Genomic DNA, 21,119 nt, shown 5'->3' with positions numbered 1-21,119 from the left:
GGGTGCAGGCGCCTTCCTGGCCCCTGCACCCGGCTGCCTGAAGCTCATCAGCGTCAGCTGAACTTGCCGCTGATGTAGTCGGAAGTGAGCTGCTCACGCGGGTTCTGGAAAATCTGGGTTGTCGGGCCCATCTCGACCAGGTAACCGGTGCGGGTACCCTGGGTGATGTCCACCGAGAAGAACGCGGTGGTATCCGCCACGCGGATCGCCTGCTGCATGTTGTGGGTGACCAGAGCGATGGTGTAGTCCTTCTTCAATTCCACCATCAGTTCTTCTACCCGGCGCGTGGCGATCGGGTCCAGGGCCGAGCAAGGCTCGTCGAGCAACAGCACTTCAGGCTCGGTGGCAATGGCGCGGGCGATGCACAGGCGTTGCTGCTGGCCGCCGGACAACGACAGGCCGCTGACCTTGAGCTTGTCTTTCACCTCGTCCCACAGCGCGGCCCCTTGCAAGGCGTGTTTCACGCGGTCGCCGATATCACCCTTGTAGCGGTTCAGGCGCAGGCCGAAGGCAACGTTGTCGAAAATGCTCATGGAAAACGGGTTGGGCTGCTGGAACACCATGCCGATGTAGCGGCGCACCACGACCGGGTCAACACCCTTGCCGTACACATCCTGGCCCAGGAAGTGTACGTGGCCTTCGAAGCGGAAACCCTTCACCAGGTCATTCATGCGGTTGAGGCTGCGCAGTACGGTACTTTTGCCGCAGCCGGACGGGCCAATGAAACCGGTGATCTCGTTTTTACGGATAGGCACGTGGCTGTCGCGCACGGCCATGAAATTGCCGTAGAAAATCTTGTCCAGCTTGCAGTCCATTACGATAGGGGCTTCGCTGGCCAAGGGAGCGGCTCTTTGGGCGGTGGATACGTTCACGGTCGAATGCTCCCTTTCTCAATACTTGGGCTTGCCGAAAACTCGGCTAAGAATGTTGATTACCAGCACGATCATCACCAGTACCAGCGAGGCCGCCCAGGCGAGCTCGAGCTGGTTGTCGAACGGCATGCCGGAGAAGTTGTAAATGAGCACGGCCAACGACGCAGTCGGGTTCATCACCGCCAGGCTGCCGTCGTGGTAGATCCAGTAGTTGCTGAACAGCGCGGTGAACAGCAGCGGTGCGGTTTCGCCTGCGGCCCGTGCCACGGCCAGCATGACGCCGGTCAGGATGGCCGGCAGCCCGGTGGGCAGCACGATTTTCCAGATGACCTGGGCACGGGTGCAGCCCATGCCGTAGGCAGCGTCTTTCATGATCTTGGGTACCATCTTCATGGCTTCTTCGGCGGTGAGCACCACGATGGGCAGCATCAGTACCGCCAGCGCCACACCACCGGCCGGGGCCGAGTAGGTGCCCGTGGTCATCACCACCAGGGCGTAGGCGAACACACCCGCCAAGATCGACGGCAGGCCGGTAAGCATCTTGGCCGCGAAGCGTGCCGCGTTGGCCAGCTTGCTGTCAGGGCCCAGTTCGGCGAGGAACACCGCAGCCAGGATACCCACCGGTACTGCGATGGCGGCCGCAATGCCGACCATGACAAAGGTACCGGCCATGGCGTTGCCGAAACCGCCGCCCATTTCGAAGCCGGTGGGCGGCAACTCGGTGAACACTTCGAGGTTGAGCCGCGCACCGCCGCGGGTGATCAGCATGTACAGCACCGAAATCAGCGGCACGCTGGCCACCAGGGCGGCAAACCATGCCAGGCTGGTCAGCAGCACGCTGCGCAGGGCGCGGCCTTCGAGCTTGCGCTGCAGGCTGGGCAGCGCGGCAACAGGGGTCGAGAGGTCAGTCATCATTTATTACCCCGCTGGGCGTAGAGCATGATCATCGAGCCGAGCACGTTCACCAGCAGGGTGATGAACATCAGCACCAGGGCGGCGTACATCAGCACTTCCACCTCGTTGGGGCCAGCCTCCGGGAAGTTCAGCGCCAACAGTGCAGCCAGGGTATTGGCCGGGGCGAACAGCGACAGGGAAATGGTGTTGGCGTTGCCCACCAGCATGGCCAGTGCCATGGTTTCCCCCAGGGCGCGGCCCAGGCCGAGTACCAGGGAGCCGAAGATGCCGGTTGCAGCGGAGGGCACCATCACCTTGAGGATCGCTTCCCAATGGGTGGTACCCATGCCGTAGGCGGCCTGCTTGGTCTTCATCGGTACGCTGGTCAGCGCGTCCTGGGACACCGCCGCGATGGTCGGCAGAATCATGATTGCCAGTACCAGCGCCGCTGGCAGCAGGCCAGGGCCGCTCAGTGAAGTACCGAAGAAGGGGATCCAGCCCAGCTCGCTGTTCAGCCACGCCGTGAGCGGGCGGATGGCCGGGATGACCACATAGATGCCCCACAGGCCATAGACAACGCTGGGGATGGCAGCCAGCAGCTCGACGATGGTGCGAAACACCGCCGCCAGCCTGGCAGGGAGAAAGTCCTGGGTCAGGAAAATAGCCATGCTGACGCCGAAGAAGCCTGCGATCAGCAACGCAATCAGGGCGCTGTAGAGCGTGCCCCAAATGGCAGGAAGAATGCCGTACTTGCCTTGGTTGACATCCCAGACGCTGCCGAACAGCACGTCGAAACCGTGCTTTTCGATGCCGGGCAATGCCTTGCGGCCCACTTCATAAACCAGCGCGAAGACCAGCGCCAGCACCAGCACCACGCCAATACGGGCGAGCGCACGGAAGGTGCGGTCCACCAGAAAGTCTTTTGTCGACGGTGGCTGGCACGCGGAGTCTGGGTTATCCGGTATGGCAAAGGGTGTGTTCATTGGCAGGTTCCGGGACAGGGTGCAACACCCCCGGCGCGGTACACGCACGCCGGGAGCGCCTGGGTGTTACTGGATGTTGGCGGACGCTTTACGCACTTGCTCGACAACCGACGGTGGCAACGGGATGTAGCCCATGGAGTCGGCGATCTTCTGCCCTTCGGTCAGGCTGTACTCAACCATTTCACGCATGGCCTTGGCCTTGGCCGGGTTGCCGTTGTCCTTGCGGAAGATCATCCAGGTGTACGAGGTGATCGGGTAGGACTTGGCGCCATCCGGGTCGGGCAGCCAGGCCACGAGGTTTTCCGGCATGTTCACGGCAGCCAGGGCTTCTGCACCGCTCTCGGCGGTCGGTACCACATACTGGCCGGCCTTGTTCTGCAGCTGGGCGAAGTCCACCTTGGCCAGCTTGGCGAAGCCGTACTCGATGTAGCCGATGGCGCCTGGGGTCTGGCGAACGGTGGCGGTTACACCATCGTTTTTAGGCGATTTGATGAACTTGTCGGTGGCGGGCCAGTTGACGGTGTTGCCCTCACCCAACCCCTGCTTGAAGTCTGGGTTGATGGCCGACAGGTGCTTGGTGAAAACGGCGGTGGTGCCGCTGGAGTCGGCACGTACCACCACGGTGATCGGCGTGGCTGGCAGCTTCAGGTCAGGGTTGGCCGCAGCGATCTGTGGGTCGTTCCACTGGGTGATCTTGCCCAGGAAGATGTTCGAATACACATCACGTGGCAATTTCAGGCCCTTGGGGTTGCCTGGCAGGTTGTAGGCCAGAACGATTTCGCCGGCAGTCATGGGCAGCAGTTGCACGCCCTCGCCTACTTTGGCGATGTCCGCTTCGCTCATGGCCGAGTCGCTGGCAGCGAAATCGACGGTCTTGTTCAGGAAGTCCTGAACGCCTGCGCCGCTACCCTTGGATTGGTAATCAACGGTGACACCCGCGGTCTTCTTGCTGAAGTCCTTGAACCAGGTCAGGTAGATCGGTGCAGGGAAACTGGCGCCGGAACCGGTCAGGCGGACGTTTTCTGCGGCGATGGATGCCGAGGTGGCGCAAAGGGAGACCGCAACGGCGAGTGCAGCAGACTTCATCAGGCGTATCATGGAAAAGCGCTCCGTGTGATGGCCGGCACACTTTGCATCAGCTGTGTTACAGCTTTGTGACCATCCGGTGGCACCCCACTAGCCAAGGCACCGGCGAGGGCCTGGGCACACCGATGGAACGCTGCCGGCGCACCGAACTCCCACTCTTCAGGCAGCGCGTTTGGCGCTGCGCGCCCTTACCTGGAGGAAGCCCTGCATGAAGAAAATCCTGATGGTGCTGACATCCCATGATCAACTGGGTAACACCGGCAAGAAAACCGGCTTCTGGCTGGAGGAGTTCGCCGCTCCTTATTATGTCTTCATCGACAATGGCGCCGATGTGACCCTCGCCTCGCCCAAAGGCGGCCAGCCACCCCTGGACCCTAAAAGCGACGAGGCCGATGCCCAGACCGACGCCACCCGGCGCTTTGCCAGCGATGCCGAGGGGCAGGCGGCCCTGGCTGATACCGTGCCCCTGAACCAGGTGGACCCCTACCACTTCGATGCCGTGTTCTACCCAGGCGGCCATGGGCCATTGTGGGACCTGGCCGAAGACAAACATTCGATCACCCTGCTGCAGGCATTCTATGCAGCCAACAAGCCGATTGCCGCCGTGTGCCACGCACCCGGGGTGCTGAAGAACGTCAAGGCGCCTGACGGGCACCCTGCTGTGAAAGGCAAGCAGGTTACGGGCTTCACCAACAGCGAAGAAGCGGCTGTAGGGCTTACCGATGTGGTGCCGTTCCTGGTCGAAGACATGCTCAAGGCCAAAGGCGGTGCCTACTCCAAAGGGGCTGACTGGTCCAGCCATGTGGTCGAGGATGGGCATCTGATCACGGGCCAAAACCCCGCTTCCTCCGAAGCCGCAGCCGAGGCGCTGCTTGCCCGGCTGGCACAGGAACCTGGCGCCTGACCGCCCAGCCCTGCCACTTCCGCCCTTTGAGCAAACGTTTACGGAATTATTGCTCAGGGGCGGTGGTCAGACGGGTAGCGCACAGTTATCGCTCGCGCGTTACCTTGCGAGCCTACACGGATGTCCCCTCTAAAACCTGAGTGCGCCTAGCCTGAGTATTGCCATGAAAGTGTGCGAACTTCCAAGATGTCCGACTGTCCTGCTGGTCGAGGACGAACCCATCATTCGCGAACTGATTGCCATCGCACTTGAAGACCTGGGCGCCACGGTCACCAGCGTTGAAACCGCGCAGGAGGGCCTGGAAATGACCTCGCATTCCTCCTTCTCGATGCTGCTGACCGACGTACGTACCCCCGGGACCGTCGACGGGCTGGAGCTGGCGCGCCAGGTCGGCAAGCAACAGCCGGACACGCGTATCGTGGTCATGAGTGGCTATCACGACCCCTCCAGCCAAGCGCTGCCATTGGGTGCCGTGTTCCTGCCCAAGCCGTGGACGCTTGACCATTTCATTGGCGTGGTCAGCGATCAGTTATCGCGCTCCGCAAAACCGCTGGCACAGCCACTGAGGTGATGCCGTATCAGCGCCCTGATATTCAGGGCGCTGATGGGGTTCTCAGGCGATCCCCGTTGGCCCGTCCAGCACCTGCCTGACCCGCCTTGCCAAATCATGTGGTTGGCAGGGTTTGGAAATCACATCAAATTCCGACCCGCCGATATCCGTGCGTTCGATCGAGTTCTCTGCGTAACCCGTAGTCAGCAGCACCTTTATCTGCGGCTGCAGGCGGCGCACTTCCCGCGCCAGCATCACGCCGTTCATGCCACCCGGCATGATGAGGTCGGTGAACAGCAGGTCGTAGCGTTCACCCGCCTGGATCAGCTTCAGCGCCTCGCGCGCGTTAAGCACCATGTCTGCGTCATAGCCATAGTTTTCCAGCACCATCTTGGCCAATTCGGCGACGTCCGGGCGGTCCTCGACAATCAGAATGCGCTCTGTGCCCGAGCTGCGCTCCGCAAGCTTTACGGGTTTTTCCTGCACCGGGCTTGCTTCATCCACCGGAAAATACAAGCGCAACGTGGTGCCTTCGCCTTCTTCGGTATAGATACGCGCAGCGCCCCCGGACTGCCTGGCAAACCCATACACCATCGACAGCCCCAGCCCGGAGCCTTTGCCCTCCTCCTTGGTGGTGAAGAACGGGTCCATCACCCGGTCGCGGATGCTGGCTGGCATCCCGATACCATTGTCGGTAATCGAGATGCTGACATAGCTGCCGGGCAACAGCCCATCAAAGGACTGGTTGATATCGCTCACCTGGATATTGCGGGTTTCGATGAACAGGTGGGGCCGTTTGCGGCCGATGAGGGCGTCCCGCGCATTCATGAAGATATTCAGCAGCGCGACCTCGGCCTGGGTGCCATCGATACGGCAATTGCGCAGTTGCGGATCCAGGTCGTAATCCACCGTCACCTCGCCGCCGAAGGTGCGCTCGATGATGGGGCGCACGTCATCAATGAGGTGGTTGAGGTTAAGCACCCTGCCGTGCAACTTCTGTTTGCGGGCGAATGCCAGCAATTGTTTGGTCAGCGTGCTGGCCCGGTCCACGGCGGTTTGCGCGTGGCCGACACTGCGACGAATGCGGCTCAGGTCGGGCTGGGCCTTGTCGGTCTCGTTGGCAACCAGGCCCATGTAGCCGCCCATCACCTGCAGCAGGTTGTTGAAGTCATGGGCGATACCGCCAGTGAGCTGGCCGAGGGCTTCCATCTTCTGCGCTTGGCGCAGGGCGTCCTCGGCATCGCGCCGACGGCTCACATCCAGCTGCGAGGCGAAGAAATAAATCAGGTCACCCCGTTCGTTGAAAATGGGCGAAATGAACAAGGCATTCCAGAAGCTTGAGCCATCCTTGCGGTAGTTGAGCACTTCCGTGGCGATATCGACCCGGCGGGCGATGGCGTCGCGGATGGCATCCACCACTGCCACTTCGGTTTCGGCGCCCTGCAGAAAACGGCAATTGCGCCCCAGGATCTCGCTGCTGGCATAGCCGGTCATCTCCATAAAGGCGCGGTTGGCAAAGATGATCGGGTTGTCCTCGCGGTTGGGGTCAGTCACGATCATCGGCATGCGCGTGGTTTGCACCGCCGCGAAAAACATGTCGTGCGGCAGCTTGGAGATATCCCCGGAAGCCTGATTGCTGACGCGTGCCTTCTTGTCCGTCACGGGACTCTCCTGAATGAGCAGTGGTGCAAATCGTCAACTCTTGACAACGGCGCAGCCCAAGTTGCTCATTCGGCGCTCAGCGTTTACGAAACTTATGCCGAACACCCACTGTCGACTCGTTCACGCCTGGCCTATCCTGCACAATGAACTGCCAGGCCCCGCACCTAACAAGCAGGATGCTGCTGCCCGTGGAATCTCATGAATCTATCGCTGCGTAACAACGTACAGGTCACCGGTAGCGGCCCAGCCACCCTGGTGTTTTCCCACGGTTTCGGCTGCGACCAGTCCATGTGGAAGTACCTGCTGCCCCACTTTCACGGGCGCTTCAGGCTGGTGACCTACGACTTGGTAGGCGCCGGGCAATCGGACCTCACCGCCTACGACCGCCGCAAATACGACTCGCTGCTGGGCTACGCCCAGGACCTCAACGAGATAATCGATGCCTTCGCCGAAGGCCCGGTGATCGTGGTCGGCCATTCGGTCAGCGCAATGATCGGCGCCCTGGCCGACCGCAAGCAGCCAGGGCGCATCGCTGCCCATGTTATGGTCGGGCCGTCCCCTTGCTACATCGATGACGGCGACTACATAGGGGGCTTCAAGCAGGCCGATATCCAGAGCCTGCTCGACACCCTCGACAGCAATTACCTGGGTTGGTCCAGCACCATGGCGCCCGTGATCATGGGGGCACCCGGGCAGCCGGCGCTGGGCGTTGAGCTCACCAACAGCTTCTGCCGTACCGACCCTGAAATTGCCGGGCACTTCGCCCGCGTCACGTTCCTGTCGGACAACCGCCAGGACATTGCCGGCCTGGCCACACCGGTACTGATCCTGCAGTCCCACGATGACCTGATCGCCCCCGTTTCGGTGGGTGAGTATCTGCATGCGGTCATGCCCAACAGTACGCTGTGCCTGATCGAGAACATCGGCCACTGCCCGCACATGAGCGCACCCACTGCCTGCTCCGAGGCCATGGACGCGTTCTTGCAGCCCTGGGCGCTCGGCCAATGACCCCCGAAGACGCCCTGCCGCTGGTAGAGCAGCTGTACGAAGGCGCCCCCTGCGGCCTGGTCGTCACTACCGAAGCCGGTATTATCGTGCGGGCCAACCAGACCTTCTGCAACTGGCTGGGGCACTCGCTGGAAACCTTGTTGCAGCGCAGGTTTCAAGAGCTGTTGACCATGGGCGGGCGCATTTTTCACCAGACCCACTGGGCACCGTTGATGAAAATGCAGGGCTCCGTGGCGGAGGTGAAACTTGAAGTGCTGCACCGCGACGGCCATGTCATCACCATGTTGCTCAATGGGGTACGGCGCGAGCACGCCCATGGCGTATTCCACGAAATGGCCCTGTTCGGCACCATCGAGCGTGACCGCTATGAACGTGAACTGCTGGCTGCGCGGCGCCGGGCCGAACAGTTGCTGGCCCAGACCACTGAAGCGGAAGCGGCGCTGCAACACGCCAAACAGGAGCTTGCCGACGCCTACCATGATGCCCAGCGGCGCGCGGCCTTTGCCGAACAGATGGTGGCGATCGCCAGCCACGACCTGAAAAACCCGCTGACGGCGATCAAGATGGCCACCCAGTTGCTGGAGCGCGGCGAGCACCGGGAAAAGGAGCGGCGCCTGCTGAGCAGCATCAGCCATTCTTCGGAACGGGCGCGGCGCATGATTGCCGACCTGCTCGACTTCGCCTCGGTGCGGATCGGCGAAGGCATCACCATCCGGCGCAGCCCTACGGACCTGCCAAGAACCGTGGATCAAAGCGTCAACGAGTTGCGCGTGGCCTTTATCCACGCCCACATCCGCCACCTGTCCCGCGGCCATGGCGAGCTGGACATCGACGGTGATCGGCTGCAGCAGATGATTGGCAACCTGGTTGCCAACAGCGTGGCGTACGGGGACCTCGCCCACCCCATCACCCTGACCACCGACCTGCAGCCCCACGCCGCCGTGATCGCCGTGCACAACCATGGCCCCTGCATCCCCGAGCGTTCGCTGCCAACGCTGTTCGCCCCGATGACGCGCGCCAGCAGCCACCGCGACCCGGTGCGCTCCATCGGCCTGGGCCTGTTCATCGTCAGCGAGATCACCCAGGCGCATGGGGGCGCTGTCACCGTCAGTTCCGACGCGGTGTACGGCACCACCTTCACCATCCGCCTGCCAGTCGGGGCAGGTGCCTGCTGAGGCCGGTGCGCGCCGGGAGCTGAACTATACTCACGCCGTGGTTAACCCTGAACTGCACAACCGACCTTGCAGGAGCTGAACCATGAGAGCACTGACCTTCCACGGCGCGCAGGATGTCCGGGTCGATACGGTTCCAGACCCAACGCTCCAGGCCGATGACGACGTCATCTTGCGCGTGACTGCCACGGCCATCTGCGGGTCGGACCTGCACCTTTACCACGGCAGGATTCCGCAGACCGAACCGGGCGATATCTTCGGCCATGAATTCATGGGTATCGTCGAAGAGGCAGGCCCCGGCGTTACAGACCTGAAGGTCGGGGATCGGGTAGTCATCCCCTTCGTGATTGCCTGTGGCAACTGCTTCTTCTGCCAGCACGACCTGTTTGCCGCCTGCGAAACCACCAATACCGGGCGCGGCGCCATCATCAATAAAAAAGTGATCCCGCCAGGGGCAGCCCTGTTTGGCTACAGCCACCTGTATGGCGGCATACCGGGCGGCCAGGCGGATTACGTGCGGGTACCCAAGGCCAATGTGGGGCCGTTCAAGGTGCCCACGGCGTTGCCGGACGACAAGGTGCTGTTCCTCTCCGACATCCTGCCGACGGCCTGGCAGGCTGTGACCAATGCCGAGGTAAGCCAGGGCTCGACAGTGGCCATCTACGGGGCCGGGCCTGTGGGGCTGCTGAGCGCGGCCTGTGCCCGCATGCTGGGCGCCCAGACCATCTTCATGGTGGATCACAACGACTACCGCCTGGCGTTCGCCCGCGATGCCTACGGTGTGGTGCCGATCAACTACGAACAGGATGATGACCCGGCAGACAGCATCATCCGCCTTACCCCAGGCAAGCGCGGCGTCGACGCGGCCATTGATGCGGTGGGCTTCGAAGCCAAAGGCAGCACTGCCGAGGCGGTACTGACCACCCTCAAGATCGAGGGCAGCAACGGCAAGGCCTTGCGCCAGTGCATTGCTGCCGTGCGCCGAGGTGGGGTGGTGAGCGTGCCAGGCGTGTATGCGGGGTTCATCCACGGCTTCATGTTCGGCGACGCATTCGAAAAAGGCCTTACCTTCAAGATGGGCCAGACCCACGTGCACAAATACCTGCCGCAGTTGCTCGAGTACATCGAGGCGGGCCGGTTGCAGCCCGAACAGATCGTTACCCACCGCATGGCGCTCGAAGAAGCCACCCTGGCGTACAAACTGTTCGACCAGAAAAAAGACGATTGCCGCAAGGTGATTCTGGTACCTGGTGCGGCGGCGAGCGCATCGGTGAGCGGCATGTCGGCTTGATCGCAGGGTTGACTGACCGGGGCCGCCTATCGGCCCCAACCATCACCAGAAACTACAGGCTGAGGGTGTTGAGCGCCTTGATCAGCGCATCAAGCGTGAACGGCTTGCTCAACACCGCCCCCGCCTCCCCCGGCCAGCCGACAGTTGAAGGCTCGGTCGGCGCATAGCCAGTCATGAACAACACCGGCAACCCTGGCCGGGCAGCCCGGGCTGCTTCGACCATTTTTCTGCCATCCAGCCCACCCGGCAGGCCCACGTCCGTGATCAGCACATCGATGCGCGTGTCAGAGCGCAGCAACTGCAAACCTGCCAGGCTGTCGGCTGCTTCGATGACCACATACCCCAGCCCATTGAGGATCTCGCTCACATACATGCGCACCGAAGCTTCATCATCCACCACCAGCGCCGTGTGCCCGGGCACTGCGCGGTGGCTGGTGGCGCTGGGCGGCGGTGCTGTAGCCACATGGCGCGGCTCCCCATGGCTGGGCAACTGCAGGTAAACCCGGGTACCCACCCCCTCGGTGGACTCGATGCGCACCTGCCCGCCACTCTGTTTGGCAAAGCCATACACCATCGACAGGCCCAAGCCCGTACCCGCCCCTACGGGCTTGGTGGTGAAGAACGGTTCGAAGGCCTTGGCCAGGGTGTCCGGGGCCATGCCCGTACCCCCATCGGCCACGCAGATGCACAGGTAGTCGCCAGCCTGCAACTCAGGGTCGGCACCGTCATCTAGATGCTGGTCTTCAGTGTGAATACTGATACAACCCGCGCCAGCGAGTGCGTCACGGGCATTGATACACAAGTTGACCAGTACGTTCTCAAGCTGGGCCGGGTCCACCAGGCAAGTGCTGGCCAAGGCCTCAAGGCGCACCTCAAGCGTGATCGAAGGCCCCACGGTACGGCGGATCAACTCCTCCATACCACCAATCAATGCATGTACATCGGTTTCTACCGGCAGCAACGTTTGCCTGCGGGCGAATGCCAGCAGCCGGTGAGTCAGTGCCGCCGCCTTGCGGGTAGCACCATGGGCCACGGTCAGGTAACGCTCGACATCGTCCATACGCCCTTGCCCCAACCGCGCGCGGATCAGGTCGAGGCTTCCCGAAATACCTGCCAGCAGGTTGTTGAAGTCATGGGCGATCCCGCCCGTCAACTGCCCCACCGCCTCCATCTTCTGCGCCTGGCGCAGGGCTGCTTCAGCTTCCTCACGCTCGGCCACCGCCTGGCTGATGCGTGCTTCGAGCGTGCGGTTGAGTTCCAGCAACTGGGCCTCGGCCTGCTTGCGGGCCGTGACATCAATGGACGAACCAATCAGCCCGATCACTTCGCCATCGTCGCCGAGCAAGGGCGCTTTCAACGACAGCCAGTAGGTGGCAGAGCCGTCTGGCATATCCACGCGCTCCTCGACCTCCACGGCCTTGCCGGCTGCCATGACGCGCTGATCGGTTTCCATCACCTGCTGCGCCTGCTGCTTGTCTTCGAGGAACTCCAGGTCGGTCTTGCCGATGTAGTACTCAGGTGGCTTGCCGATCAGCACCGTGGTGCCGTGGTTGGCTACCAGCATCCGCCCCTGGCGGTCCTTGGCATAGACCACACCCGGCACCGCAGCCGTGAAGGTGCGCAACATGGCCATGACCCGGTCGCGCTCTGCCTGGGCGGCGCGGCGTGACTCGATGTTCATCAGCACACCCGGGAAGCGCACCGGCGCCCCCTCCCCGTTCAACTCAACCCGCCCGCTGGCCTCTACCCAGCGGTAGCAACCATCGTCATGACGAACGCGGTACTCGCAGCGAAACGCACCGCCACAGGCCATGGCGGCCTGAATGGCATCGGCCACATGCTCACGGTCTTCGGGGTAGATGGAGTCGAATGCCTCGACCAACGGCATACCCGCCAGGCATTTGGCCAGTGGCAAGCCGAACGAATGGGAAAAGCGCTCGTCAGCGGTTACCCGGTCGTTGGGGATGTCCCACACCCAGGTGCCGATGATCGCGCCCGCGCTAAGCGCAAGCTGCAGCCGCTCGGCCGTCTGAGCAGCGTCATCCTGGCCACTGGCAGCGCTGCCAGCGGGTTGTTGTTCCATGAGTCGACCTCGAACATCGTGATGGGTCAGCACAGCCAGGGCGCCAGGGCCCGCGTGCTGCAGGTGCACATGATGGGCACGACACACGGGGCTTGAAAAGGGTTTGGCACTACGCCAGCTGAATAAACAGGGCGTATGCGCCCAGCAGTACCCAGCAGGCGAGGAAAATCCACGGTGTACGCAGTGAGAACAACAGCGATTTACGATGCCCGGCTCGGGAAGTTTCCGCCTCACTGAACAGTGGAGACTCATCGTAGGCCAGGCCCATCATGGGCTCGCTGCGCAGTAAATGGCTTTGCTTGAGCTGCCAGTGTTCGATGATCTTGAACGCTGCGCGAATACCCGGCCACGCATTAAGTGAGCTGAGCACACCGAGCAGTGCCAGAAACGGAGGAACGACCAGGGTAAACATCTCACCCCAGCTTTCATTCAGGTTGCCCATGGCCGAGACGAACGCGATGACCAGAAATGACTGAGCCGCCAGGTACGCATCCGTGCGGTTGGCCAGGATACTGGTTTCGTACTGGATTTCCTGCCGGTAAAAATCCAGCCGCTCCTTGGGGGAGCCGAACATGCGTGCGCTTTGCTCCTCCAGATCTGTCTCAGGCGTAGCCGGGGTGATAATACGTGGCACGTTACAGCTCCTTGGTGTGCTGGCGACTCATTACTGTTCACGTCCTTTCCGGGGTGCTTCCCGGGCGGCTTTCTGCGCTGTTGAATCCTGCGAGGTACCGGTTGAACCCTCAGGGCGGTGAGCATCGTTGTCGCGCTCCTGCTCACCGTTGGTTTTGGCCAGATCCGCGCCCTTGCGTTGTTCGTCACGTAGCTTGCTCATACTGCCACCTCAACCTTTGCTGTGTTCCGGCGAAGAGGGCCCGGTGCCGCGCTTGATGCCACGCGGCCCCCACACACCCCATATCCCCAGGCCGATAACCGGGAGCGCCAGCAGCACGAGTGCCCACAGCGCCTTGGTGGTGTCTGCCTTGTCACTGCGAAACACGCTGACGATGGCCCACAGGTCCACCAGAAGAATGATCACCGCCACGGCAATCCAGAAGTACGTCACAGGCTCTATCATGATCACGCCCTCAGTTGGCGGCCAGCGATCCCGACCTCCTATGCAGAGGAAGCCCATGCCTACCACGAAGTTCAGCCCGGCTTCTCGAAGGTGGACGGGTGGGCGTGGATGCGCTGAACCAAACCCGCTTGCAAAACGTCCACCCCTGAAGAGCACAACGAGTATGCGTTCATGCCAAACAACGTCATCGCGCAAGCGTTCGATTACCTCGAAGCCCATGACCTTGTGCTGACCACAGCCGAATCCTGCACAGCCGGCGCCATGATCGCTGCGTTAGCCAGCATTCCAGGCACCGGCGCTGTGCTGGAAAGCGGGTATGTGGTGTACTCGCCAGCCGCCAAGCAACGGCTGCTCGGTGTAAGCCCCGTCACCATCGAGCGCTACGGCCTGACCAGTGAAGCGGTCGCCTGGGAAATGGCGTTGGGTGCACTCAAAGACAGCCAGGCCTCGGTGGCCATTGCCACTACCGGGGTTGCAGGGCCCGACGCCCAAGGCAGCATAGCGCCCGGTACCCTCTGCTTCGCCTGGGCATTCGCAGGCCACCCCACAGCAGTGTTCACCCGCACGCAACGCTTTTTTGGCCAACGGGGCGACGTGATGCAACAGGGGGCCGTCTATGGCCTTTCACACCTTGCCCACTATCATCAGCGCTGGTTACGCGGCGAACGCGCGTAACCCGCACCGACAACCCTCATTTGCTAACAGCAAACTTTTTCATATCCACCGCAGGCGCCACAAATTCAGGGCCTGTGCCAGACAACCGCCATTTCACATTGGCCAAGCCATACCGCTCAGCCATCGGGCGGCTGACTTTCTTGATGGTGTGCTGCCCAAACCGGGGAATGATCCCGACTCCGGCATCGCAACTGGCCCAATGCCAAGCTTCGCTATTGTCCATGCGCTCAAGGCGAATGATGAACGTGCGGTAGTCCCCGTGAAGCTCATACTCGATCACATACAGTTGCTGCCCTGCCATTGGACTCTTCTCCATCAAACCCAGCCTAATGGAGCGAACAGCCGAGCAAAAGATTCCATTTATTTTGACTCACTGGTCATGCCGGTAGCTTTGCGTCTGAAGCCTAGAACTCTTCGCGCAACCCTCTAGTCCCAGCACTACGACTGACGTTGGAGCTTGCCTGTGGACGACGATACGAAAAGCCTGACGCAACAAGGGGAACCCCAGCGCGATGCCGGGGGTTGGCTTTTGCTGGAACATTACGCAGCACTTGGCGACGGGCGCTCAGTGGCCCTGGTCGGCCTGGACGGCTCCATCGATTGGTGGTGCGTGCCGCACATGGACTCGCCGCCCTTGTTCGACAGGTTGCTGGCGCCGACCACCGGGGGCCACTTTGCCATTACCCCAAGCCAGCCCTATGTGGCTGAGCGGCGCTACCGGCCGGGCAGTAATGTGCTGGAAACCGACTACATCACCAGCAGCGGCAGGGCCAGGCTGACTGAGTCGCTCAACAGCGGCCCGGCCGGGCGGCTGCCCTGGGCGGAACTGGCCAGGCGAATCGAAGGCATCGAAGGCTCGGTGGCATTCCACGTGTCCATCGATTTCGGCACCCAGGCCGATACTGTCAGCCCTTATCTTTCGCCCAACGATAATGGCTGCGTATTCCATGCCGGGCACATTCTGGGCATGTTCCTGCACGATGACCGGGTGGATGTACAGCGCAAGGATGACCTGGGCGTGCGAGGCACCGTGGAGATCACGGCCGGCCAGCGGACGGTGCTCGGCCTTATCGCCGGTTACGACGAACCGCTGGTGGTGCCTGCGCTGAGCTTGGTCGATGCCCGCATAGATGGCTCTGACAGGGAGTGGCGGCAATGGTCCCAGGGCCTGGATTACGAGGGCCCCTACGAAGCGGTAGTGGTACGCAATGCGCTGGCGCTGAAACTGCTGCTGTCATCGCCCAGCGGGTCGATCATGGCGGCGGCGACCACATCGCTGCCAGAGCGTATCGGCGGCTTCAAGAACTACGATTATCGCTTCGCCTGGATACGGGACGCCGGTTACACCATCGAGGCGTTTCTGGGCATTGGTGCCCAGCCCGAAGCCAAGGCTGCCTATACCTGGTTGCTGCGTCGGCTGGACGAGCATGGCGCACGTGTCTTTTACACTCTCGACGGGCACGTCGGTGACGGCATCCACCCCATAGACCTACCCGGTTACAAGCAATCGCCGCCTGTAGTGGGCAATGACGCACACAATCAACTGCAACACGGCGTGTTTGGCGACATTTTCGAGACCACCAGCTGCTTTATTCAATGCGGCAATATCCTCGACAACGTCAGCGCAGCGCTGCTGGCGCGCCTGGCCGACGACTGTGCAGACTGTTGGCGCCAGCCCGATTCCGGTATCTGGGAGCTGCACGAGGTACGGCACTACACCTTGTCCAAGATCAGTTGCTGGCAGGCCTTAAGCCGCGCCATCGAGCTGGCCGACGGCGGGCACCTGCCCACCACCTGCCGGGAACGCTGGGTACGCGAACGGGGCCGCATCCAGGAGTGGGTAGAAAGCCATTGCTGGAGCGAGCGGCTACAGGCTTATGTGTTTTACCCCGGCAGTGAACGCCTTGACGCAGGCATTGCGCTAGCCGTGCGTTTCGGCTACCCGCAGCGAGAGCGCCTGCGCAGCACCCTGCATGCAGTACAGCAATCGCTGGGCAGTGGCCCCTTCCACTATCGCTACAGCGGGGCCAGTGAAGAGGAAGGCTGCTTCCTCGCCTGCTCGTTCTGGTTGGTGGAAGCCTGGGTGCTGCTTGGGCATGAGGCTGAAGCGCAAAAGGCTTTTCACGCGGCGCTGGAAGGCCTTGGCCATGGCGCAGGCATCTACTCGGAAATGGTAGACCCCGACTCGGGCAACTACCTGGGCAACCTGCCACAAGGGCTGACACATCTGGCGGCACTGCGCGCAGCTCTGGCGCTAAGCGGTCGACGCCCGCCGTGTTGAAAGCCCGGCCTGCGCGCCAGGCTTGGCGCGCAGGCCGTTGGTTACTCGGTGGGTGATTCGGTAGCCACCATCGGCGGCACTTCGGCGAGCGGGAAAGCCCTGTGCTGCTCGCGGCGGCGAGCGTGCTGGCGAGCCGGCAGAGGTTCGAGCTGCTGCGGCTGCCCCGTCTGCAATGCCCGTTCGATGGCCGCGATCACGCGCACGTCGCGCAGCCCCTCTACCCCGTCCGGCTCCGGCGCCTGGTCGCGCAGTATACAGTCGGAGAAGTAGGCGGTTTCACCTGCAAACTGGTCCACGACCGGGTTCACATGCACGCGGGTTTCGCCGTCGATCGTCGCTCGGTAGCTGATCGCCACCCCCTCGCCGTAGCCGAAGCACGGTGAGGCCTCGATTTCCCCTTTGCTGCCCAGCAACTGGAAACGCTCGGTGTCTGGCAGCGTGTAGCTCACCGTGAACTGTGCCAGGCGTTCGTCCGGAAAGCGCAGGCTAACGGTGACGGTGTCCCAGGTGTTCACAGCGCTGCCCGGTGACTGCACACCGATTGCCGCGACCTCGATGGGCTCGGCGTTGAACAGCTGGCGCACCATGTTCAGCGGGTAAGGGCCCATGTCTGGCACTGGCCCTGCGGCAAAGCCATTCTGGGCACGGTGGTTACTGGGTCTGACCCGCTGCGTGAAGATCGAGGTAAACAGCCGGGGGTCGCCGAAATCGCCTTTGTGCACACGCTCGATCATGTCCAAGGTGCCGGGTTCACAGTGCAGCCGGTAAGCGACCATCAGCTTGGCGCCTGTGCGCGCTGAGGCATCTATCATCGCCTGGCAGTCGGCCTCGCTGGTACCCATGGGTTTCTCCAGCAGTACGTGAATGCCCGCTTCAAGGGCCGGGATCACGAACTCGCGGTGGCGGAAGTTCGGCGTTGCAATATAGAGGGCGTCGACTTCGCCGGCCGCCAGCAGTGCCGGATACTCCTCGTAGGCATAGGTACGGAGCCCATACCGTTCGCCGAGTTGCCGGGCTTTTTCGGGGTCACCCGTCACCAGCGCGGTGATCACCGAGTTATCGGTCTGGCCGACACCCGGCATGAATGCACCCTGGGAAATAGAGCCGCCGGCAACCACGCCGTAGCGAATCTTTTTGGGTGTATCAGGCATGACAGTCCTCCTCGTTGTCGCGATCAGGTGGGTGGCGTACTGCGGACCGAGCGCCCGCCTACCGGCCCACCTTTTTTTCCACATCCTGCAACCGGCGCTCGATGGCCTCGGTTTGCGCTTCCTGTTCCTTGATCGAGGTTGGGGTAATCACTTTGTCGACCACCTCGGTATCGGGGTCGGGGCGCTGGAGTATCGGGTCTGGCACCTGTTCACCTTGTTGCGCCTCTTCAGACGAAAGTGGACGCGGTACCTTGTCGCCAGCATGGGGGTGGTTGTCTTTCATCGGGAATCTCCAGAATGAGCGGTGTCTTCAGAAGAGCGCAGAGAACCGCGATAGTTTTATCTTTCTGAACAGTTGGCTTTGTCGAACAGGCACAACGCTGGGCGGAAACCCGGTGCATTCGGTCTGCCTTGCCCCAGGCAGTGCTGTTACTTTTGCCGTCATGCGTGTAAATTCCCGCATGATTTGGACACTGCGTTGTGCGCTGGCCCAGGCAATGTGGCTGTGCCCTACCCCTCCATGCCAAGAACTGTTGCCTATCTCCCCCACCTGCCTCATGCCGGATGCACCCCATGCCCGAATTGTCGACTGACGAAATCATTCGTGCCGCCTTGGAGATCTCCCACACACGCTTACGCAAACAGCATGAACTGGTGGTCGGTTTTGGTGTGCAGTCGCTGAAGCTGACAGACCTCGATGAGCTTCTGGACCAGGCCTGTGAAATAGCCGCGAAAGGCATGGAGACGCCGTTCGCAAAGGTATTGCGGCCGGTGCCTGGCGAACCGCTGTTGGTGCTGGCCCATGGTGTAGGCTGGAAGGCCGCAGACATTGGTACTGCAACGGTAGGGGCCGACGAAGCCAGCCCGGCAGGTTATGCGTTCGCCACCAACCGCCCCGTCATCTCGAATCACCTGGGCGAGGAGCTGCGGTTCAGAACCCCCTCATTGCTCAGGGCCTATGGCATTGAACGTGCCATCAACGTTCCCGTCCGAGGGGTGACGGGCACGTTCGGCATTTTGGAGGCTGACAGCCGCGATGGCGACGATTTCATCGAAAGTGACGTCGTTTTCCTGGAAGGGCTGGCCAATATCATTTCCATGGCCATCGAGCGCCTTGCTGTTCAGTTCGAATCAAAAACCTCCCCGGCCTACTCAGAGAGCGTCCTCAATGCCAGCCCGGACTGCGTCAAGATCCTCTCGAGGGACGGCAGGGTGGAGTTTTTCAACGCAGCAGGCTTGTGCCGCATGCAAATTGACAGCCTGGACACCGTGTCAGGCCAGCCTTGGGTAAACCTGTGGCCGGAAGGCTCCAGGCCTGTGGTGGATAATGCACTCGCACGGGTTGTCGCCGGTGAGTCTGTGCGGTTCGAGTCCTTCTGCCCAACCGCCAAGGGCGAACCGAGGTGGTGGGACGTGACAGCGGCCCCCATTCTCGACCCACAGGGCCACATCGACAAGATCATTGCCGTTTCCAGGGACATCACGGAACGCCACGAGCAGGAAGCCCAGCTAGAGGCCTTGATCGACGCGCAAAACGTAAAGCTGACTGAAAAGGGTTTACACCTGGAGGAAATCCACCATCGGGTTAAAAACAGCCTGCACCTGGTTAACACCCTGTTGATTTTGCAGGCCAACCTCTCGAACGAAGAAGCCGTCCAGTCCCAGCTGCAAATCGCAGCCAACCGTGTACTCACCATCGCAACCGTCCACGAACGCCTCTATCAGAATGCCTATTGCGAGGGCGTCAGCGCGTCGGAGTACTTGAGCGGGCTGGTTGGGGATATCGGCAAGGCCTTTGCAGAGCGCAAGATCGAGTTGGAGATCGAGGCATTCCAACTGTCGTCAGAACGGATGGCGCCGTTGGGGCTGGTAGTTTCGGAACTGGTTACCAACGCGCTGAAGTATGGCCGAGGTCTCATTACCGTCAACGTCACCCGCGATGGCAAGGATGCTGCAATCGTGGTCACCGATGAAGGTGGCGGTTTTCCCGATTCCTACCCGAAACCCAGTGGAACGGGGTTGGGCATGCGGCTGGTGAAGAGCTATTCGGGCTATGGCGCGCAAGCCATCCGCATTGATGCTTCAGCCCCGCTCAGCACGATACGGGTGCGCTTCAAGCTCTAGCCCCGCCCCTCGGTTTTCGACAATTCGATCGAACCCATCGCACCGAATTCTGACCAAGCACTGCGAGGCCTGTATTTCGCGCTGCACGCGAAGCCGTCGAAACCACAGTAGGAGGAGGCAAGCCTTTCATGAGCGATCGCATCATCACACTGTTCACCGACACCACGCTGTTCGGTATCTCCATACTCAATTTGCTGCTGGCGATCACGGTCGCCGTACTCACCTTCCTGGTATCGAGGGCGGCAATCAGTTTTCTACTGCGCCGGGTCCAGCGCTGGTCGGAGCACTCCGGGGCGCTGAGTCACGTTGTGGCCAGGGTGCTGTCGGGCACCAGCAATTCCTTGCTGTTCCTCGCTTCACTGCTGGTAGGCCTGAGCATGCTGGACCTGCCCGAACGGTGGCTTAGCCGGGTGGGCAGCCTGTGGTTCGTGGTAGCGGCCCTGCAGATCGGCTTGTGGGTGAACCGCGCCATCAGCCTGGGCCTGGACCGCTACTTCCTGCACAACGGCACCGACGGCACCAGCCAGGGCAGTGCACTGGCGACACTGTCGGCCTGGGGCGCGCGCGTGTTGCTGTGGTCGGTGGTGCTGCTGGCCATGCTGTCCAACCTGGGGGTGAACATTACCGCGTTCGTTGCCAGCCTGGGGGTGGGCGGTATTGCGGTCGCGCTGGCCGTGCAGAACATTCTGGGCGACCTGTTCGCCTCACTGTCGATTGCCGTGGACAAGCCCTTCGAAGTGGGGGATTTCATCGTCATAGGCCCGTTGGCGGGCACAGTGGAGCACGTTGGGCTGAAAACCACCCGCATCCGCAGCCTGGGCGGTGAACAGATCGTCATGGCCAATGCCAACATGATTGGCAGCACCATCCAGAACTACAAGCGCTTGCAGGAGCGACGCATCGTGTTCGAATTTGGCCTGTCGTACGACACCCCGACCGAGGCGGTCAAACAGGCGCCCGCCATTGTCGAAGAGGCGATCAAGGCTCAGCAACAGGTGCGCTTCGACCGTGCTCACTTGCGCGGGTTTGGCAAGGAAGCGTTGGAATTCGAGTGTGTGTATATCGTCAAGGACCCAGGCTACAACCTGTACATGGACATCCAGCAGGCCATCAACTTTCAACTGCTGGAAAAGTTCTCCAGCATCGGCGCCGCATTTGCCGTACCTGTGCGGGCCATCAAGGTGACTGCGCTGCCGCAGGAGGCGACAGGATCCGGCAACGTGCGGGACAGGGAACAGACGCACACAGGGAACAGGGAGCGCGCGGCTTCATTCACCGCCAGGTGACAGGAATGCCGGGGCGGCA

General features: G+C 61.8%; 21 protein-coding genes. 9 read left to right on the top strand and 12 right to left on the bottom strand.

Annotated elements, in window-relative coordinates; translation table 11 throughout:
- Window positions 1–53 precede the first annotated feature (53 nt).
- From pstB to pstS, 4 genes are all read right to left on the bottom strand, one after another.
- On the bottom strand, window positions 54–815 hold the full coding sequence (gene pstB / locus PPA02S_RS00155; protein WP_042141089.1) for a phosphate ABC transporter ATP-binding protein PstB: 762 nt from the start codon (window positions 813–815) through the stop codon (window positions 54–56).
- Window positions 816–890: 75 nt separating this feature from the next.
- Entirely contained in the window at window positions 891–1,784 is an 894-nt protein-coding gene (gene pstA / locus PPA02S_RS00150; protein WP_028634299.1) for a phosphate ABC transporter permease PstA, read from the bottom strand.
- Complete coding sequence (gene pstC / locus PPA02S_RS00145) at window positions 1,784–2,749, bottom strand: phosphate ABC transporter permease subunit PstC (protein ID WP_028634300.1); 966 nt, start codon at window positions 2,747–2,749, stop codon at window positions 1,784–1,786. Before pstC ends, pstA begins: the two co-directional genes overlap by 1 nt.
- A 66-nt stretch (window positions 2,750–2,815) precedes the next feature.
- Complete coding sequence (pstS, locus tag PPA02S_RS00140; protein WP_028634301.1) at window positions 2,816–3,847, bottom strand: phosphate ABC transporter substrate-binding protein PstS; 1,032 nt, start codon at window positions 3,845–3,847, stop codon at window positions 2,816–2,818.
- 196 nt (window positions 3,848–4,043) lie between these two features.
- Here pstS and PPA02S_RS00135 point away from each other — a divergent pair, with 196 nt between their 5' ends.
- Complete coding sequence (locus PPA02S_RS00135) at window positions 4,044–4,739, top strand: type 1 glutamine amidotransferase domain-containing protein (RefSeq protein ID WP_028634302.1); 696 nt, start codon at window positions 4,044–4,046, stop codon at window positions 4,737–4,739.
- 163 nt (window positions 4,740–4,902) lie between these two features.
- A complete protein-coding gene (locus tag PPA02S_RS00130; RefSeq protein ID WP_033728069.1) occupies window positions 4,903–5,310 on the top strand; it encodes a response regulator in 408 nt (135 codons plus the stop codon).
- Window positions 5,311–5,352: 42 nt separating this feature from the next.
- Here PPA02S_RS00130 and PPA02S_RS00125 read toward each other — a convergent pair whose 3' ends face one another.
- Window positions 5,353–6,951 (bottom strand): histidine kinase famiy protein, encoded by a 1,599-nt coding sequence (locus tag PPA02S_RS00125; RefSeq protein ID WP_028634304.1) that lies wholly within the window; start codon window positions 6,949–6,951, stop codon window positions 5,353–5,355.
- A 198-nt stretch (window positions 6,952–7,149) separates the two neighbouring features.
- On the opposite strand from PPA02S_RS00125, the gene PPA02S_RS00120 reads away from it, so the two are divergent.
- The 3 genes from PPA02S_RS00120 to PPA02S_RS00110 all read left to right on the top strand — a co-directional run bounded on the left by PPA02S_RS00120 (window position 7,150) and on the right by PPA02S_RS00110 (window position 10,422).
- Complete coding sequence (locus PPA02S_RS00120) at window positions 7,150–7,959, top strand: alpha/beta fold hydrolase (RefSeq protein WP_028634305.1); 810 nt, start codon at window positions 7,150–7,152, stop codon at window positions 7,957–7,959.
- Window positions 7,956–9,134, top strand: a complete 1,179-nt coding sequence (locus tag PPA02S_RS00115; RefSeq protein ID WP_033728070.1) for a PAS domain-containing sensor histidine kinase — start codon at window positions 7,956–7,958, stop codon at window positions 9,132–9,134. The genes PPA02S_RS00120 and PPA02S_RS00115 overlap by 4 nt, the downstream gene beginning before the upstream one ends.
- Before the next feature lie 82 nt (window positions 9,135–9,216).
- Window positions 9,217–10,422 (top strand): zinc-dependent alcohol dehydrogenase, encoded by a 1,206-nt coding sequence (locus PPA02S_RS00110; protein WP_028634307.1) that lies wholly within the window; start codon window positions 9,217–9,219, stop codon window positions 10,420–10,422.
- A 52-nt stretch (window positions 10,423–10,474) separates the two neighbouring features.
- Here the strand turns inward: PPA02S_RS00110 and PPA02S_RS00105 are convergent, their stop codons facing one another.
- The 4 genes from PPA02S_RS00105 to PPA02S_RS00095 all read right to left on the bottom strand — a co-directional run bounded on the left by PPA02S_RS00105 (window position 10,475) and on the right by PPA02S_RS00095 (window position 13,583).
- Window positions 10,475–12,505 carry a hybrid sensor histidine kinase/response regulator gene (locus PPA02S_RS00105; protein WP_028634308.1) on the bottom strand — a complete coding sequence of 677 codons (2,031 nt, stop codon included), beginning with the start codon at window positions 12,503–12,505 and terminating at the stop codon, window positions 10,475–10,477.
- 109 nt (window positions 12,506–12,614) lie between these two features.
- Window positions 12,615–13,139 (bottom strand): hypothetical protein, encoded by a 525-nt coding sequence (locus PPA02S_RS00100; RefSeq protein ID WP_028634309.1) that lies wholly within the window; start codon window positions 13,137–13,139, stop codon window positions 12,615–12,617.
- Between the two features lie 30 nt (window positions 13,140–13,169).
- The gene (locus PPA02S_RS23140) at window positions 13,170–13,340 is read right to left on the bottom strand and encodes a hypothetical protein (RefSeq protein WP_169338819.1); all 171 of its coding nucleotides are present in this window, start codon (window positions 13,338–13,340) and stop codon (window positions 13,170–13,172) included.
- 9 nt (window positions 13,341–13,349) lie between these two features.
- Window positions 13,350–13,583: a PLDc N-terminal domain-containing protein gene (locus PPA02S_RS00095; protein WP_028634310.1), complete on the bottom strand. Its 234-nt coding sequence runs from the start codon at window positions 13,581–13,583 to the stop codon at window positions 13,350–13,352.
- 171 nt (window positions 13,584–13,754) lie between these two features.
- Here PPA02S_RS00095 and PPA02S_RS00090 point away from each other — a divergent pair, with 171 nt between their 5' ends.
- The gene (locus PPA02S_RS00090; RefSeq protein ID WP_028634311.1) at window positions 13,755–14,258 is read left to right on the top strand and encodes a CinA family protein; all 504 of its coding nucleotides are present in this window, start codon (window positions 13,755–13,757) and stop codon (window positions 14,256–14,258) included.
- Window positions 14,259–14,274: 16 nt separating this feature from the next.
- Here the strand turns inward: PPA02S_RS00090 and PPA02S_RS00085 are convergent, their stop codons facing one another.
- Window positions 14,275–14,559 (bottom strand): DUF6555 family protein, encoded by a 285-nt coding sequence (locus tag PPA02S_RS00085; protein WP_028634312.1) that lies wholly within the window; start codon window positions 14,557–14,559, stop codon window positions 14,275–14,277.
- A gap of 228 nt (window positions 14,560–14,787) precedes the next feature.
- On the opposite strand from PPA02S_RS00085, the gene PPA02S_RS00080 reads away from it, so the two are divergent.
- On the top strand, window positions 14,788–16,539 hold the full coding sequence (locus PPA02S_RS00080) for a glycoside hydrolase family 15 protein (protein ID WP_028634313.1): 1,752 nt from the start codon (window positions 14,788–14,790) through the stop codon (window positions 16,537–16,539).
- 41 nt (window positions 16,540–16,580) lie between these two features.
- Here the strand turns inward: PPA02S_RS00080 and PPA02S_RS00075 are convergent, their stop codons facing one another.
- Both PPA02S_RS00075 and PPA02S_RS00070 read right to left on the bottom strand, forming a co-directional pair.
- On the bottom strand, window positions 16,581–17,690 hold the full coding sequence (locus PPA02S_RS00075) for a Gfo/Idh/MocA family protein (protein WP_028634314.1): 1,110 nt from the start codon (window positions 17,688–17,690) through the stop codon (window positions 16,581–16,583).
- A 58-nt stretch (window positions 17,691–17,748) separates the two neighbouring features.
- Window positions 17,749–17,973 carry a hypothetical protein gene (locus PPA02S_RS00070; RefSeq protein ID WP_028634315.1) on the bottom strand — a complete coding sequence of 75 codons (225 nt, stop codon included), beginning with the start codon at window positions 17,971–17,973 and terminating at the stop codon, window positions 17,749–17,751.
- A 290-nt stretch (window positions 17,974–18,263) separates the two neighbouring features.
- On the opposite strand from PPA02S_RS00070, the gene PPA02S_RS00065 reads away from it, so the two are divergent.
- Both PPA02S_RS00065 and PPA02S_RS00060 read left to right on the top strand, forming a co-directional pair.
- Window positions 18,264–19,814, top strand: coding sequence for a sensor histidine kinase (locus tag PPA02S_RS00065; protein ID WP_028634316.1), 1,551 nt, complete (start codon window positions 18,264–18,266; stop codon window positions 19,812–19,814).
- Between the two features lie 128 nt (window positions 19,815–19,942).
- Window positions 19,943–21,100, top strand: a complete 1,158-nt coding sequence (locus tag PPA02S_RS00060) for a mechanosensitive ion channel family protein (protein ID WP_028634317.1) — start codon at window positions 19,943–19,945, stop codon at window positions 21,098–21,100.
- Window positions 21,101–21,119 lie beyond the last annotated feature (19 nt).

Origin of the sequence: Pseudomonas parafulva NBRC 16636 = DSM 17004, from assembly GCF_000730645.1 — a bacterium.
GTDB lineage: Bacteria > Pseudomonadota > Gammaproteobacteria > Pseudomonadales > Pseudomonadaceae > Aquipseudomonas > Aquipseudomonas parafulva.
Note: the sequence above shows the minus strand (reverse complement) of the source record. Positions and strands in the feature narration are given on the sequence as shown.

Excerpts from the sequence above, each read along its gene's own strand:
- PPA02S_RS23140 (WP_169338819.1), bottom strand. The coding sequence starts at position 13,340 with ATGAGCAAGCTACGTGACGAACAACGCAAGGGCGCGGATCTGGCCAAA.
- pstB (WP_042141089.1), bottom strand. The coding sequence starts at position 815 with ATGGACTGCAAGCTGGACAAGATTTTCTACGGCAATTTCATGGCCGTG.
- PPA02S_RS00110 (WP_028634307.1), top strand. The coding sequence starts at position 9,217 with ATGAGAGCACTGACCTTCCACGGCGCGCAGGATGTCCGGGTCGATACG.
- PPA02S_RS00070 (WP_028634315.1), bottom strand. The coding sequence starts at position 17,973 with ATGAAAGACAACCACCCCCATGCTGGCGACAAGGTACCGCGTCCACTT.
- PPA02S_RS00135 (WP_028634302.1), top strand. The coding sequence starts at position 4,044 with ATGAAGAAAATCCTGATGGTGCTGACATCCCATGATCAACTGGGTAAC.
- PPA02S_RS00090 (WP_028634311.1), top strand. The coding sequence starts at position 13,755 with ATGCCAAACAACGTCATCGCGCAAGCGTTCGATTACCTCGAAGCCCAT.
- PPA02S_RS00120 (WP_028634305.1), top strand. The coding sequence starts at position 7,150 with ATGAATCTATCGCTGCGTAACAACGTACAGGTCACCGGTAGCGGCCCA.
- PPA02S_RS00115 (WP_033728070.1), top strand. The coding sequence starts at position 7,956 with ATGACCCCCGAAGACGCCCTGCCGCTGGTAGAGCAGCTGTACGAAGGC.
- PPA02S_RS00085 (WP_028634312.1), bottom strand. The coding sequence starts at position 14,559 with ATGGCAGGGCAGCAACTGTATGTGATCGAGTATGAGCTTCACGGGGAC.
- pstA (WP_028634299.1), bottom strand. The coding sequence starts at position 1,784 with ATGACTGACCTCTCGACCCCTGTTGCCGCGCTGCCCAGCCTGCAGCGC.
- pstS (WP_028634301.1), bottom strand. The coding sequence starts at position 3,847 with ATGATACGCCTGATGAAGTCTGCTGCACTCGCCGTTGCGGTCTCCCTT.
- PPA02S_RS00075 (WP_028634314.1), bottom strand. The coding sequence starts at position 17,690 with ATGCCTGATACACCCAAAAAGATTCGCTACGGCGTGGTTGCCGGCGGC.
- PPA02S_RS00095 (WP_028634310.1), bottom strand. The coding sequence starts at position 13,583 with ATGATAGAGCCTGTGACGTACTTCTGGATTGCCGTGGCGGTGATCATT.
- pstC (WP_028634300.1), bottom strand. The coding sequence starts at position 2,749 with ATGAACACACCCTTTGCCATACCGGATAACCCAGACTCCGCGTGCCAG.
- PPA02S_RS00065 (WP_028634316.1), top strand. The coding sequence starts at position 18,264 with ATGCCCGAATTGTCGACTGACGAAATCATTCGTGCCGCCTTGGAGATC.
- PPA02S_RS00105 (WP_028634308.1), bottom strand. The coding sequence starts at position 12,505 with ATGGAACAACAACCCGCTGGCAGCGCTGCCAGTGGCCAGGATGACGCT.
- PPA02S_RS00060 (WP_028634317.1), top strand. The coding sequence starts at position 19,943 with ATGAGCGATCGCATCATCACACTGTTCACCGACACCACGCTGTTCGGT.
- PPA02S_RS00130 (WP_033728069.1), top strand. The coding sequence starts at position 4,903 with ATGAAAGTGTGCGAACTTCCAAGATGTCCGACTGTCCTGCTGGTCGAG.